At 69.6% G+C, this 14,027-nt stretch carries 13 protein-coding genes; 7 read left to right on the forward strand and 6 right to left on the reverse strand.

The annotated features are described in order from the left end of the window. Position 1: 1 nt before the first annotated feature. The 3 genes from sucC to AB0J95_RS35135 all read right to left on the reverse strand — a co-directional run bounded on the left by sucC (position 2) and on the right by AB0J95_RS35135 (position 3,481). Positions 2–1,180: an ADP-forming succinate--CoA ligase subunit beta gene (gene sucC / locus AB0J95_RS35125; protein WP_364767918.1), complete on the reverse strand. Its 1,179-nt coding sequence runs from the start codon at positions 1,178–1,180 to the stop codon at positions 2–4. A 121-nt stretch (positions 1,181–1,301) separates the two neighbouring features. Then, positions 1,302–1,637, reverse strand: a complete 336-nt coding sequence (locus AB0J95_RS35130; protein ID WP_364767921.1) for a methylmalonyl-CoA mutase — start codon at positions 1,635–1,637, stop codon at positions 1,302–1,304. Then, on the reverse strand, positions 1,634–3,481 hold the full coding sequence (locus AB0J95_RS35135) for a hypothetical protein (protein ID WP_364767924.1): 1,848 nt from the start codon (positions 3,479–3,481) through the stop codon (positions 1,634–1,636). The genes AB0J95_RS35130 and AB0J95_RS35135 overlap by 4 nt, the downstream gene beginning before the upstream one ends. 574 nt (positions 3,482–4,055) lie before the next feature. On the opposite strand from AB0J95_RS35135, the gene AB0J95_RS35140 reads away from it, so the two are divergent. Further along, positions 4,056–4,826 carry a M23 family metallopeptidase gene (locus AB0J95_RS35140; RefSeq protein ID WP_364767927.1) on the forward strand — a complete coding sequence of 257 codons (771 nt, stop codon included), beginning with the start codon at positions 4,056–4,058 and terminating at the stop codon, positions 4,824–4,826. An 837-nt stretch (positions 4,827–5,663) separates the two neighbouring features. Here the strand turns inward: AB0J95_RS35140 and AB0J95_RS35145 are convergent. From AB0J95_RS35145 to pcrA, 3 genes are all read right to left on the reverse strand, one after another. Continuing rightward, on the reverse strand, positions 5,664–5,912 hold the full coding sequence (locus AB0J95_RS35145; RefSeq protein ID WP_364767930.1) for a hypothetical protein: 249 nt from the start codon (positions 5,910–5,912) through the stop codon (positions 5,664–5,666). A gap of 112 nt (positions 5,913–6,024) precedes the next feature. Beyond that, positions 6,025–6,732, reverse strand: a complete 708-nt coding sequence (locus AB0J95_RS35150) for an aspartyl/asparaginyl beta-hydroxylase domain-containing protein (protein ID WP_364767933.1) — start codon at positions 6,730–6,732, stop codon at positions 6,025–6,027. Positions 6,733–6,865: 133 nt separating this feature from the next. Next, a complete protein-coding gene (pcrA, locus tag AB0J95_RS35155; RefSeq protein ID WP_364767936.1) occupies positions 6,866–9,205 on the reverse strand; it encodes a DNA helicase PcrA in 2,340 nt (779 codons plus the stop codon). 278 nt (positions 9,206–9,483) lie between these two features. Here pcrA and AB0J95_RS35160 point away from each other — a divergent pair, with 278 nt between their 5' ends. The 6 genes from AB0J95_RS35160 (at position 9,484) to AB0J95_RS35185 (ending at position 13,614) form a co-directional block, all read left to right on the forward strand. Then, the gene (locus tag AB0J95_RS35160; protein ID WP_364767939.1) at positions 9,484–10,155 is read left to right on the forward strand and encodes a DedA family protein; all 672 of its coding nucleotides are present in this window, start codon (positions 9,484–9,486) and stop codon (positions 10,153–10,155) included. Further along, entirely contained in the window at positions 10,152–10,544 is a 393-nt protein-coding gene (locus AB0J95_RS35165) for a DUF1707 domain-containing protein (RefSeq protein ID WP_364767941.1), read from the forward strand. The genes AB0J95_RS35160 and AB0J95_RS35165 overlap by 4 nt, the downstream gene beginning before the upstream one ends. Before the next feature lie 156 nt (positions 10,545–10,700). Next, a complete protein-coding gene (locus AB0J95_RS35170; protein ID WP_364767943.1) occupies positions 10,701–10,994 on the forward strand; it encodes a chorismate mutase in 294 nt (97 codons plus the stop codon). Between the two features lie 214 nt (positions 10,995–11,208). Next, positions 11,209–11,514 (forward strand): hypothetical protein, encoded by a 306-nt coding sequence (locus AB0J95_RS35175; RefSeq protein ID WP_364767945.1) that lies wholly within the window; start codon positions 11,209–11,211, stop codon positions 11,512–11,514. A 241-nt stretch (positions 11,515–11,755) separates the two neighbouring features. Beyond that, entirely contained in the window at positions 11,756–12,625 is an 870-nt protein-coding gene (locus AB0J95_RS35180) for a hypothetical protein (protein ID WP_364767948.1), read from the forward strand. 188 nt (positions 12,626–12,813) lie between these two features. Then, entirely contained in the window at positions 12,814–13,614 is an 801-nt protein-coding gene (locus tag AB0J95_RS35185) for a hypothetical protein (RefSeq protein WP_364767950.1), read from the forward strand. Positions 13,615–14,027 lie beyond the last annotated feature (413 nt).

Here is a 14,027-nt window from a genome sequence, read left to right on the forward strand (position 1 = left end):
GTCACGCCCCCGCAGCAGCAAGTGCGGCGGCCTTGTCGGCCGCGTTGTCCATGGTGTCGACCTGCTCGAGGCCGGGCAGCGCCGCCTCGGTGAGGATGCGCCTGCCCTCCTCGGCGTTGTTGCCGTCCAGCCGGACCACGATCGGGCGGCTGACCGCCTCACCGCGGGACTCCAGCAGCTTGAAGGCCTGCACGATGCCGTTGGCGACCGCGTCGCACGCGGTGATGCCGCCGAACACGTTCACGAAGACGCTGCGCACGTCCGGGTCGGACAGGATGATCTCCAGCCCGTTGGCCATCACCTCGGCCGACGCGCCACCACCGATGTCCAGGAAGTTGGCGGGCTTGACGCCGCCGTGCTGCTCGCCCGCGTAGGCCACGACGTCCAAAGTGGACATGACCAGGCCCGCGCCGTTGCCGATGATGCCGACCTGGCCGTCGAGCTTGACGTAGTTGAGGTCCTTGGCCTTGGCCGCGGCCTCCAGCGGGTCCTCGGCGGCGACGTCGACCAGGTCGGCGTGCGCGGGGTGCCGGAACGCCGCGTTCTCGTCCAGCGTGACCTTGCCGTCCAGCGCGATGATCTGGTCCTGCGGGTCGCGGACCAGCGGGTTCACCTCGACCAGGGTGGCGTCCTCGGCGACGAAGGCGTCCCACAGCTTGACGATGACCTCGGCGACCTTCCCGGCCACGGCCTCGGGGAACTTCGCCTGCGCCACGATCTCGTTCGCCTTGGCCAGATCCACGCCCTCGATCGGGTCGATCAGGACCTTGGCCAGCGCCTCCGGCTTGGTGGCGGCCACCTCCTCGATGTCCATGCCGCCCTCGACGGACGCCATGGCGAGGAACTTGCGGTTGGCCCGGTCGAGCAGGAACGAGAAGTAGTACTCCTCGGCGATGTCCGACGCGGGCACGACCAGCACCCGGCGGACGATGTGGCCCTTGATGTCCAGGCCGAGAATCTGCTGTGCCTTGGCCTCGGTGTCGGCCGGGTCGTCGGCCAGCTTCACGCCACCGGCCTTGCCGCGGCCACCGGTCTTGACCTGGGCCTTGACCACGACGGTCTGGCCGAGCTCGGCCGCGATCGCCTTGGCGTCTTCGGGGTTGTCGGCCACGGAGCCCGGCAGTACCGGCACTCCGTGGGCGGCGAAGAGGTCCTTCGCCTGGTACTCGTACAGGTCCACTGAGAGCTCCTGCTCCACCATATGCGCACTGCGTTGGACGCAAAGACCCTAGCGAGGTGTTTCGCAGGCCGGGGCGCCGGACCTGGTGAGGTCGGTCACCGCATGTGACCGGGCGCCGCGGTCAACCGAGTTTCCCGGCCCACGCGACGACGTGATCTGCCGCCCCTGTCTGGAAAACCGCCGCCACACCGGCTTGCCGCAGGTCCGGCTCGTCCTGCGCGGCAGTGGCGAACACCACGACTTCGCGGGCGGCCTCGGCCGCAAGCCGACGCTGCTCGTCGGTGCGTACGGCGAACCCGACCGCGCGCACGTCCTCCTGCGCCGCGGTGATCACGACCTCGTCGGCGGTGCCCGCGGTTGTGTAGACGACCTCAGCGCCCTCGTCGCGCAGCGCGCGGGCGAGCGCCCGGGTGTCGTGGTCGTCCGGGTCCAGTTCGACGAGCAGCAGCCGGATCATCGGCGGTCGGTGTGCACCGCCAGCGCCACGAACGCGCTGATGATCAACGCGGCGATGCAGGCGAGCGACAGCCACGTCCCCGCGGCGATGCTCGCGTCCTCCGCACGGGCGCTGGTCATCGGGTACTCGAGAACGTGCACGCCGACGACCGCGGCCGCGCCGAACAACAGCGCCGCCGCACGCGAAGGACGGCTGCGCGTGGCAGCCCCGGCGACCAAGGTCACCGCGATCAGCGCGAGCCACAGACCCCACGACGCCAGCCTGAAGTTCGCCACCAGACCCGGTGCCACGAACGTCTCAGCGCGCATTGTGGGCAGGGCGAAGGCACCGATGGCGAACAACACCGCCCCGGCGGCCGGGGCCGCCAGGATCGTGTTCGTCGTCCGCTCGGTGAGGTCGACGTCCTCGCGTTCGATGCCGCCCGCCACGGCCGCGACCAGCCCAGCGGCCGTGGAGACCAGGAGGGCCAGCACCGTCCACACCACACCGGCGCCGGACTGGATCGCGTGGCTCGTGCCGGTCGCCGTCGCCGCCGCTTCGAGCGCGGGCAGCCCGGCCAACGGGATCGCCACCCAGCCGACGCTCAGCACCGGGCGCACGACCCCCGCGATCGGCCGGATCAGCAGCAGGACGCCCACCGCGATCAGCAGGACCGCGGCCGGGACCAGCAACCGGTTCGCGTAGGTCTCCGGGTTCACGCCGGACAGCAGGATGGAGATGTCCGTCTGGCTGATCGGCGCGTCCGTCGGCACCTCGACGACGAACAAGTTCGTGGTGCGGCCGAGGATCGCGAACACACCGGCCACGATCGCCAGCACGCCCGCGGCCAGGTGCAACCGGTTGGCGTTGCGCTCCACCGGTTCGTCGTGGTGCGCGCGGCGCCACGGCACATAGCCCGCGGGCCACACCGCTGTCGCGAGCATGCCGACCGCTCCGGCCGTCGCCCAGTAGGACCGCCAGTCGGTGTGCAGCCAGTCGACGGCCATGCCCGCGATCTGCACCGGCAGCACCGCGGCCAGCACCGCCAGGCCGAGCCCGGCCAGGATGCCGCGGCCGAACTTCGCGGAGCCCGCCGTGCCGGCGAGCACGCTCCCGAGCAGCACGGCCACGACGACCAGCAGGCCGCCGACCATCACGACGGTCGACCCGTTCAGCAGGTCCCGCGCGAGCAGGAAGGCGTTGTCGGATGTGTAGGCCGGCATCAGCAGCCCGAGCGCGGCCAGGCCACCGAAGGCCAGCCCGCCGCCGAGCAGCTGCTTGCGTTGGCCGTTGTCCTCTTCGAACTCGGCCGCGACCGCCGTCCCGGGCACCGATCCGGCGCGGACCAGCACCAGCGCGCCCGCGGCCAGGGCCAGCACGTGCCCGGCGATGAGGAGCCAGGTCCCCACGCCGGTGTGCGGCGGCTGCAGGCTCGTCGGCACGGCCAGCTCCGGCCGGGGCGCGACCAGGCCGTCCACCGCGAACTGCAGGTCGTTCACCGCCTGCCCGAGTCCGAGCAGGCCGGCGCCGGTCAGCACTCCCGCGGCCCCGATGGGGCGCCCGGCGGCCACCAGGCCACCGGCCAGGACGACCGGGAGCACCGCGAGCAGCACCAGGACGAAGCCGCTGCTGTACGCGGCGCCTGGATCCGGGTCCAGCACACCGAGGAGTGGTCCGGCTGCGGTCAGGACGGCTCCGCACGCCGCGACGATGATCGCGACCCGCAGCAACAGCGGTGCGGGCAACCGGGTGGGCGGCTCGGCGGCCGGCGCGGTGTCGCGCCCGGCGGCCTCCGGGTCGTCGGCGGCCGGGTCAGATGCCCGCCGCGACGGCCGGTTCTCCGAAGATCGGGTCCGGGAACTCATCGCGCCCAACCTAACAAGGTCGTGCGGTCCCGCCGAGACGGCATCACGGTCGGCCGTCCCTGTCCGGACAGGTCGGCTCAGTTCGCAGGTGGTCTCCTCTCCGGTATGCATGCGGCGAAATTTCTTGGCGGCACGCGGGCAACTGTTATGGAATGTCCGGCGGCGCAGTCCGTGGAACGCCGCTTTTGCCCAAGGTGTCCGCCTTGCCGGGTTGTCACCAGGGCCGCAACCGCCCGGTTGGCGTAACGCAGGTCACATCCTGTCGTGTTATGTCGCCTTAACTTTGGGTAATAACCACTGCATATCAACTTTCGGCGGCAACCTGAACGGCACAACGCGCGTCAGGGAAGTTGCCGTGGGCTGTCTCCCTTCGTTACTGTCCCCGGGTCCGTTGTCACGGTCCGGTCACGGCTGGACGGAGTGGTGCCCCGAGCCACTCACCCGGGATCCCCCGCCCGGTGTCCACGCCAGAGCTCGTCCCCGCGAGCCGAGGTGCGCCCGCCCGGATCTCCCCGAGGCAGAAGGGCAGGCTTTGTCTCAGCACCGCTCCCCCGGCGGCCAGAAGCAGTCTGCGGTGGTCATCGAGGCGCTCGAACGCACCTCGGAGGATGACCGTCGCGGCGGACGTGGAGTCCACCGGCTCCCCGCGCCCCCTCCGGCCCTGCGCGGCCGCGTGGTCGTCGCGGCCGTCGCTCTCGGCGCTTTCGCCGCGGCCGCGGCCGGCCAGACCCTCAAGGGTGGCGCCGCGACCGCGAGCGACGACATCGCTCCCCTGACCGGCACTGACGCCGCCGCCGCGTTCGGCGGTGTGGGTGGTGAAGGCTCCTCCGCTCCCGAGATCCTCACGGTCGCCCGGACGACCGACGGCGGCGTCGAGGCCCAGAAGCTGACCCAGAGCGCGCAGCTGCTCGCCAACCGCACGGCCAAGGAGACCGCCGACAAGCTCGAGGCGTCCCGGCCCAAGTACGTCAAGCCCGCCCAGGGTGTGTTCACCTCCGGCTTCGGCTACCGGTGGGGCACGACCCACTTCGGCATCGACATCGCCGGCGTGTTCGGCTCGCCCATCGTCGCGGTCACCGACGGCGTGGTGATCGAGGCCGGTCCGGCCAGCGGGTTCGGCCTGTGGGTGCGCATCCAGCACGCCGACGGCACCATCAGCGTCTACGGCCACATGGACTCCATCACGGTCAAGGAAGGCGCCCGGGTCAAGGCCGGCGACCAGATCGCCCGGATGGGTAACCGCGGCCAGTCCACCGGCACCCACTGCCACTTCGAGATCTGGGACGCCAGCGGCCGCAAGATGGACCCCAAGCCCTGGCTCGCCGCGCGCGGCATCCAGCTCTGACCCCACCCAACGGCACGGTGTCCGCGACGCGGGCTGCTTGCTCGAGATCTCATGCTGAGCCACGGCGACGTCCATGACGCCTTGCGGAGCTTGGTCGACGCCGGACTCCCTGTGTGACCGACTGCCGCTGAAGACGGACTTTTGCCAGTCCGCAGCCTGACGGCGGAATGTGCGTGGCGTGTACACGAACGCCGCAGCGCCAAGTGCCGTGGACCCGCCTTCCGCGCCGGCTCGCAGAATCCGCTTGCCGGACGGGGATCCACGATCGACAGGTCCACCGGCTCGAGCGACCGCTGCCTTCTTCCTTGGGCCACCGGCGAACTCCGCCCCGGAAAAGGTGCGCTGCAGGCATGGGAGAGCCGCGATACCAAGGGCCGCCTGGCATTCCGACGACCTGCCCGTGTCGGCGGCACCGCACAACTCGCCTGTCTCCCGGCTGATCGGGTGGTGGAGGAAGGCACGCTCGCCATAGTCGGTCGGCGAGGCAGTTCGATGTCCTGCTGCCGCGCATCCACGCACCAGGGCGATCCAGCTGAGCTCGGCGACAGCTGAGCAGTACACGTGCAGGCGACATCGACGGGCCGCGATGCCAAGGCACGCAGCAGTTTCCGACCGGTGGCCCACAGCGTCGGCAGGTCAAAGCTCGCTGGTGGCTCGCTCAGGTCCACACCGGAATGCCACCATGCCAAGGGAAGCGCAGCCTTCAGGGCTGGCAGCCGCGGTGACGACGGACCACAGTGAACTGACAACTGTGCAGAATGTGCCTGGGCGACAAGGGATCTCAGGGCAAGGACGGCCGTCCGCACCACGACGGATGTCGCTCGCGCACGGCGGAGATCAGGGAACGAAGATGGCTGTGGCGACCTTCCAGACTGGACACATTCCTGGTGTGCGGCAGACGGGACAGCGGTTGGTGCGGCGCGTGGCGGTGGGCGTGTGGAGGTCGAGGAGGGTTCGCCAGGCGGTGGTGAGGCGGTGGAGCTCGACGGCGGTGCGGGCCGGGTGAGTGGTGGCGGCGAGGCGGTCCACTTCGTCCAGATGGCCGCGAACGCGCTCGTCCAGCGCGCGGAACAGGATCTCGTCCACTGTGCTGCCCTGTGCTTGGTGATCTGCATGTCCGGAAGCTAAGCACAGGGGTCTGACAATTTCGGAACACCTGAGCGAGGGCCGGTTCGATCCCCGGCCCCCGGTCGTCGACTCAGTGAGTGGCTGTGGCGGCCGCGCCGTCGGCGGCGCGCTTGAGGACCTTGCGGCCGTAGACGTAGCGGGCGACGCGGGCCACGCCGTGGTTGACGATGGTCTGCGGCAACGGCATCGGCCGCAGGACGTCCACGATCAGCACGATGCGCTCACCGGTGCTAGTGTTGGTGACCTCGTGGTTCCAGCTGTCGTCGAACAGCACGCTCTGCTGCTCCTGCCAGGTGTACCACTGGTCGTGCACGCGGATCCGCGGCGGCGAGTCCGGCGGAACGATCAGGCCGAGGTGGTAACGCAGGTAGCCGCAATACGGGCCCTCGTGCTCCGGGATCGACTTGCCCGGCTCCAGAATCGAGAAGAACGCCTGGAAGACATTCGGGATCGAACCGACCAGAGCGGCCGTCTTGGGGCACTTGGAGGCATTCGGCTCGGCCCGCTCGCCCATTGCCCACAGGTAGTAGATCTTCCACTCCTTCGGCGTGACGTTGGAGATGTCCGCCTGGTCCGGATCAAGATCGTGATACGCGGGCAGAACGTCCCGATTCTTCAACACCTCCTCCAGTTCGGCCCGGATGTCCGAATACCCGTTGTCGAGTCGCCGCAGGGCCGGGTAGGTCTGGTCGATGTCGAACATGACCGGCCGCTCGGGCCCGCCCGCGGTGCGCTTGAACCAGTTACTGACTGCGTCCTGGATGGGTTTGGTGTTCACGAATTCTCCGTAACGCGCGTTAGTACCTCGACTCGGAAAGGTTCCCCCGAGATTCCAAGAACAGATCTTGAACCCGTCGGGGGCCGCACGCATCCGGGAACACCCGTAAGGAGTCCCTGAGTCTTCGGTCAGCCTAGAGTTTGACCAGGGGAACGCTGCCGATCAGCATCAGCCGGATTGTGCCCGCGCTGCCGAAATCGATGGTCGCCGTGGCGCGCGGGCCGGTGCCGTCGGTGGCCACCACGGTGCCCAGCCCGTACTTGTCGTGATTCACCCGATCGCCTGCTTCCAGCTTCAGCGCGGGCACGTCCTTCCACCCCTTGAACGAGGTGGTCTTCATGCCCTGCGCGGCGATCCGGGCCTGCGCGGAGTCCGAACCGGTGCGGCTCCACGTGGTCGCCGCGGACGGACCCGACGACCGGCGCACCGGCGCCATCCGCCGCCAGTCCAGCAGCTCGGCCGGAATCTCGTCCAGGAACCGGGAAGCCGGGTTGGTCGACGGCTGCCCCCACGCGGACCGCGTGATCGCGCGCGACAGGTACAGCCGTTCGCGCGCACGCGTGATGCCGACGTACGCGAGGCGCCGTTCCTCGGCCAGCTCGACCGGGTCGCCCAGGGCCCGCTGGTGCGGGAAAACCCCGTCCTCCCAACCGGTCGAGAACACCACCGGGTACTCCAGGCCCTTCGCGGTGTGCAGGGTCATCAGCGTGACCACCCCGTCGGACTCCGCGTCCGGCACCTGGTCGGCGTCCGCGACCAGCGACACCCGCTCCAGGAACGCCTCGAGCGAACCCTCCTGCGGCGCGGTCTCCTCGTCGTCCACCGGCGGCGGGGACTGGGCGAACTCGCGCGCGACCGTGACCAGTTCCCGCAGGTTGTCCAGCCGGGTGGCGTCCTGCGGGTCCTCGCTCTCCTCCAGCTCGGCCTGGTAGCCGGTCTGGTCGATGACCGCCTCGAGCAGCTCGGCCACGCCAAGCCCGTCGTCCAGCTGGGACCGCAACGAGTCCAGCAGCTCCACGAACCCGGCGATGGCCTTCTCCGACCGCGGGTTGAGCAGCGGCACCTGACCGGTGACGGCCTTGCGCATGGCCGCGTTGAACGAGATCCGCTCCTGCTCGGCGTGCGTGGCGACCACGGCCTCCGCCCGGTCGCCGATGCCGCGCTTGGGCACATTCAGGATCCGGCGCAGCGAGACGGTGTCCTCCGGGTTGGCGAGAACCCTGAGGTACGCCAACGCGTCGCGGACCTCGCGCCGCTCGTAGAACCGCACCCCGCCGACCACTTTGTACGGCAGGCCAAGGCGGATGAAGATCTCCTCGAACACGCGCGACTGGTTGTTGGTCCGGTAGAACACCGCGATGTCGCCGTTGCGCGCGTCGCCCTGGTCGACCAGCTTGTCGATCTCACCGGCCACGAACGCGGCCTCGTCGTGCTCGTTGTCACCGACGTAGCCGACGATCTTCTCGCCGTCGCCGTGGTCGGTCCACAGCCGCTTGTCCTTGCGGCCCTCGTTGCGCGAGATCACCGCGTTCGCCGCGGACAGGATCGTCTGTGTGGAGCGGTAGTTCTGCTCCAGCATGATCGTGGTGGCCTGCGGGTAGTCCCGCTCGAACTCCTCGATGTTGCGGATCGTCGCGCCGCGGAAGGCGTAGATCGACTGGTCCGCGTCGCCGACCACGCACAGCTCGCCCGGCTCGACGCCGTTCTCGCCGGTGCCCACGAGCTCGCGGACCAGCATGTACTGCGCGTGGTTGGTGTCCTGGTACTCGTCGACTAGCACGTGCCTGAACCGCCGCCGGTAGTACTCGGCGACGTCCGGGAACGCCTGCAGCAGCTCGACCGTGCGCATGATCAGGTCGTCGAAGTCGAACGCGTTGGCCTGCGACAACCGGTTCTGGTAGGCGCCGTAGACCTCGGCGACCCGGCGCTCGAAGTCGTTGGTGGCGCGGCCCGCGGCGGCCTCGTGGTCGACCAGCTCGTTCTTCAGGTTCGAGATCTGCACGGCCAGCGAGCGCGCGGTGTAGCGCTTCGGGTCCAGATCGAGATCCCTGGCCACCAACGTGATCAGCCGCCGGGTGTCGTCCGAGTCGTACACCGAGAAGTTCGACGACATGCCGAGCTGTTTGGCCTCGCGGCGCAGGATCCGCACGCACATCGAGTGGAACGTGGACACCCACATCACCCGTGCGCGGCCGCCCACCAGGTCGGCCACGCGTTCCTTCATCTCCGCGGCGGCCTTGTTGGTGAACGTGATCGCCATGATCTGGCCGGGGTGCACGTCCCGCGCGGCCAGCAGGTAGGCGATTCTCCTGGTCAGCACCCGGGTCTTGCCCGAGCCCGCGCCCGCGACCACGAGCAGCGGCGTGCCGCTGTGCTCGACGGCCTGACGCTGCCGGTCGTTGAGGCCCTCGAGCAGGGCGGCGACAGCCGGGTCGACGGGAGTGGTTCCGGGAAGCTCGAACAGCGCGCTCATCGCGTTAAACCGTACCCGCCCCGGCCGGCAAAGCCCCACACGACTCGCACAGGTGTGCAGTCTCGCTGGCTTCATCCAGCCAAGTTCGTCGGGCATAGAACTGGCCGTAAATGAGTTGGCCCAGGTAGAGGCCGTGGTGTCCCCTGGACCTAGGGGGTGTCACCGGGTGTTCAGGGACGGTTTCCGGGATCTTTCGGGGCTGCTCCCTGATCCGGATGCCGTCCACGCGCGACAGTCTGAAGTGCGTAAGGACGGGGAGAGACGAAGGGGGCCAGAGGGTGTTCCAGGATCTGATGCCGGACCTGACAGCACTGTCGCCAGTACTCGTGCTGGTGACGATCTTCGTGCTGTCGTTCCTGGAAACCACCCTGGTCGTCGGTGTGGTCCTGCCGGGGGAAGTGCTCGTGGGCGCGTGCATCGGGGTGCTGCACGTGTCGTGGTCGCCCATCGCCGGGGTGGTGGCGGCCGCGGGATGCCTCGCCGGACAGCTCGGGGGCTACGCGATCGGCCGCTGGATGGGACCGGCGGTGCGGCACGGGTGGATCGGCCGCAAGGCGGGGGCCAAGCGGTGGGAGCAGGCCGAGAAGCTGGTCGGGGACAACGGCGGCCTGCTCCTGGTGACCGCCCGGTTCGTGTCGGTGGCGCACACCCTCGCGCCGGTGCTGGCGGGGGCGCTGCGGATGCCGTTGCGGCGGTTCACCTTGTTCGGGGCGATCTCCGCCGTGGTGTGGGCGGCGCTGTGGACCGCGGTCGGGGCCGCGCTCAGCGGGGCCAGCCAGTTCGTCGACTCGGGGCTGCTGTCCTGGGCGATGGTCCTCGGCGGGGTGGTGATCGGCGCGTTCGTGATGGGCAAGCTGCTCAAGCGCGTGGATACGTCAGAGGACGTAGCGGAAACAGCCGCTCCTCAGCCGACGACGCGTGAGGCCGTCCCGTCGACCATGGGGGTATGACTACCGAGCAGGTCCTGGCGTCCGACGCGGAACGCGCCGATGTCGCCTCCATCGTCCAGACCGCCGGCGGCGAAGGCCGGCTCACCATCACCGAGACCGAGGAGCGGCTGGCGCGGGTGTACGCCGCCCGCTACCGGCATGAACTCGCCGAGCTGACCCGGGACCTGCCGCGCCCCGTGGCGGTGGCGCCGCCATGGGGGTGGCTGGCGTTCGCGGTGCACGCCGGGATCGTCCTGCTGGTCAGCACGTTGGTGATCGTCCGCTGGGTGTACTCGGGAGCGCCGTTCTTCTGGCCGGTGTTCCCGATGACCTTCCTGGCGGTCAGCCTGTTGATCCATCTGGCGGTGCGGGCCCGCCTCGACGGCGGCCGCCGTCTTGTGTCAAGATGAGTTCGTGCTGACAGGCCGCTTTTACTTTTTTTACGGGACCCGGACTCCGGTTCCCGTGGCTGCCTGACGCCAACAGACACCACGAGCCCCCGGAGTCCTCGGACCCGGGGGCTTCGTCTTCCCGGGCCTGGCCTCCAGTACGGAACGGACGAGCCGATGACCCCCACCACCAAGGACGATGCCACTCCCGCCGCCGAGCTCCCGGCGGCCGAGGAGATCGCCGAGCTGCGCAAGGAGATCGACTGGCTGGACGCGGAGATCCTGCGGCTGGTGAAACGCCGGGTGGAGGTGTCCAAGACGATCGGCGCCGCGCGGATGGCCGCGGGCGGCCCGCGGATCGTCTACAACCGGGAGATGGACGTGCTGGCCCGCTACCGCGAGCTGGGGCCCGAGGGCAGGCAGCTAGCGATGGCGCTGCTGAACATGGGCCGCGGCCGCCTGGGACGCTGACACCCCGCATGTCCCACACCCGGCGAGGGTGTGTCCCACACTCGCCGCCCCCAAGTTCCCCGTCGGCGGGAACCTCTGGGCGGACGAATGGGGAAAACGGGGTCCGTCAACGTGGGACACGGGGGCGGCGGATGTGGGACACGCGGGGAACTTCAGGGCAACGATCAGGGCGATCACCCATCCGTGGCGGCGCGGAAACGGGCACACTGGTGTCATGCTGCAGCTGATCGCCGTGATCGTCGCCCTGGTGGCCATCGTGGCCGCGCTCGGGCACGCGGGTTACCTCGCCATGCTGAACTCGGCCGCGAAGCGGCGGGCCGGGGGTGGCCCCGTCGCCCAGTACGTGCAGAGCCGGTGGCCGATCGCGGCGGGCACCACGATCGGCGCCCTGATCGCGCTGTGGTTCACCAGCGGCGGTGACTTCATGGACGTCCTGGCGATCCTGCTGGGTGCGGGCTCCGGCGGTGTGGCCGTCAAGGCCCTGGAGTCCACCCAGAAGCGCTACAAGACCGACCGGTAGAGACGCGCCCTCCCGCCGGGAGCGCCCTGGTTTGGCCGCGCCAAGCCAGGGCTGTCAAGAGAATTCACTCTGTTGTGTGACGTTGGATTTGTGGCCCTACCTGCGGTTCTTCACGAACCGGCAGCGCTTAGGCTGCGGGAATGAGAACCCGAGCCAGCGCCGGTCACTCCGGACCGGTGACCGCCTGGATGTGATCTTCGGTGATCACGTCATGACAGGCAGTGAGAAGGGTCACAGGAGTATGACCAGCGGGGAGCAGCAGCCGGAACACGGACGCCACCGGCATGGGACCGGCACGTGGACGCCTCAGGTGCAGCAGCTGCACGCACCCGCTCACGCCCGCCTGGAGCCCGAGGTCCCGGCCGAGATCACCGTGCCGGGGCTGCGCAAGTTCGACCTGGGCAGCATCCCGGCCAGCGTCACGCCGCCGCGCAGCTGGCGGCGGGCCGCCTGGTTCGCGGTGGGCGCCTCCATGCTGGTGGTGTTCGGCCTGATCTTCGCCGCGTCCACGCTGATGGGCCGGTCGCGCAACCCCGGCGGCATCGACGCGCTGCCCGGGTTCCCCAGCATGCCGTTGCTGCTGGAGACCCCGTCGGAGACCGGCGTCGGCAGCACGCCCAAGCCGACGCCGAGCAAGCGCCCCGAGCAACAGCAGCGCTCCAGCCTGATGTCGAGCCCGCCGCACCGGCCCGCGAGCAGCGGCACGACCAATGTGACACCCGTCACACCGTCGAGTGAAAGTCCTACCTCCGAGGCGCCCGCGCCGCCGCCGATCCGGGAGACCACCCCGCCCCGGGTCTTCGCGGTCAACGACCCCAAGGAGATCGGCGACCGCACCGAGACCTACTACAAGCAGGTCACCGCCAACCCCTCGGCGGCCTACAAGATGACCACCGGGGACATGTACCTGCAGGGTGAGGACGCCTTCAAGCGCCGGTACGCCGGCATCCGGTCGGTCCAGGTGCGGCGGATGAGCATCGACCCCAACCAGGGGACGACCGTCAGTGAGGTGAAGATCACCAAGACCGACGGATCCACGATCACCGAGGTCAGGAAGCTGAGATTCACATCCGGCAGCAACCCGAAGATCAGTTCCGAAGTTACCCATTAAGTATTGGGCCGAACGAGCCGATACGGAGTGTGCCAGCGGTTACCGCTGGCCCGATCGAGCTACAGGCTGCGCCGCTACTCAACCCGAACGGGTGAAGCACCGGTCACCGGGTACTCGACACCAAGCGCAGCAGACACACGAGCAAGGAAGTACTACCAGTGGAGCGTCCGACGTCTGGTCGCCGGCACATGCGAGCCGGGTCGATCACCGTTGCGGAGCTGATCAAGAACCGGCCGACCCCGGTTCGCCTGCCCTCCCGTGACGACGAGCCGCAGACCGAGGAAATGGTCATGCGCGAGCCGGAGCCGTCACGCCAGGACCCGGCTCCCAACACGCACCGGCGCACGCCCGCCCGCACCAAGCAGCTGGCCAAGCTGGCCGGCCTGGGCGTGGCGGCCGCAGTGCTCTGCGCGTCCGTCGCCGCGGCCTCGATCATCACCACCAAGCGCCAGGCCGCGACCGACGCAGCCGCCCGGCCCGCCATCGAGATGACCGATGAGCAGGCCATGCTGCCGAACCTCTTCACGCTGGGCACGGCCACCGGTCCCGAGCGCAAGGTGACCACCGAGCTGCCCGCCCCGAACACCGGCTCGGCCGCCGCGTCGGTCGACAGCCCCGGTGCGGGCCGGGTGGCCCAGCCGGAGCCCAAACGGCCGGTCACCGGCCACCAGGTGACCCAGGAGCCGGTGAACGCCGAGCTGGTCCGCCGCTACTACGACCTGCTGGCCAGCCAGCCGAGCCAGGCGCTCGGGCTGCTGGACAGCGTGCTGCGCACCAGCGACCTGTCGCACTTCGTCGACTCGTGGACCCAGGTCCGCGGCATCAAGGTGCTGGACGTCCAGCAGCGCACCGACGGCACCCTGCTCGCCGTCGTGTCGATGGTCCTGCCCAACGGCGGGACCGCGCGGGTCCAGCAGCTGCTGCGGCTGACCGAGACCATGCCGCAGCGCATCACCGGCGCCGAGATCATCTCCGCGCAGCAGAGCTGAGCTTCTCCCCTGGTGGAGGCCATCCGGATACGAACCGGGTGGCCTTCACCACATTTATTTGTCCTCGCTCGCTCGGACGGGCTTGGCCGCCGGGAGCCGGTCATTCCGGCCCGCGCTGTGCTGGATTGCCCTCGCTCCGCTCGGGCGCGGCTTGTCCGCCAGAAGCCGGTCATTTCCGGCCCGCGCCACGCGGCCAGCCTCGCTGCACCAGCGTGTGATGGTTCTCGGCGGGGCGAGGCTGCGCGTGTCGCGGCCGGAAACGACCGGCGCGGCCAAGCCAGGCGCAGCGGGGTGAGGCGGAGTGGACGGGGCGTCAAGCGGGCGGCGGCCCAGGGGGAATGAGGGCCGCGGCCGAGTCAGGGCGTAGTTGGAGTTGGTGGCCGGGGCCAGGTGGGTGAGGCTGGAATATGGGG

This window comes from Actinocrispum sp. NPDC049592 (assembly GCF_040675465.1).
In the GTDB taxonomy this organism is placed as follows: Bacteria; Actinomycetota; Actinomycetes; order Mycobacteriales; family Pseudonocardiaceae; genus Kibdelosporangium.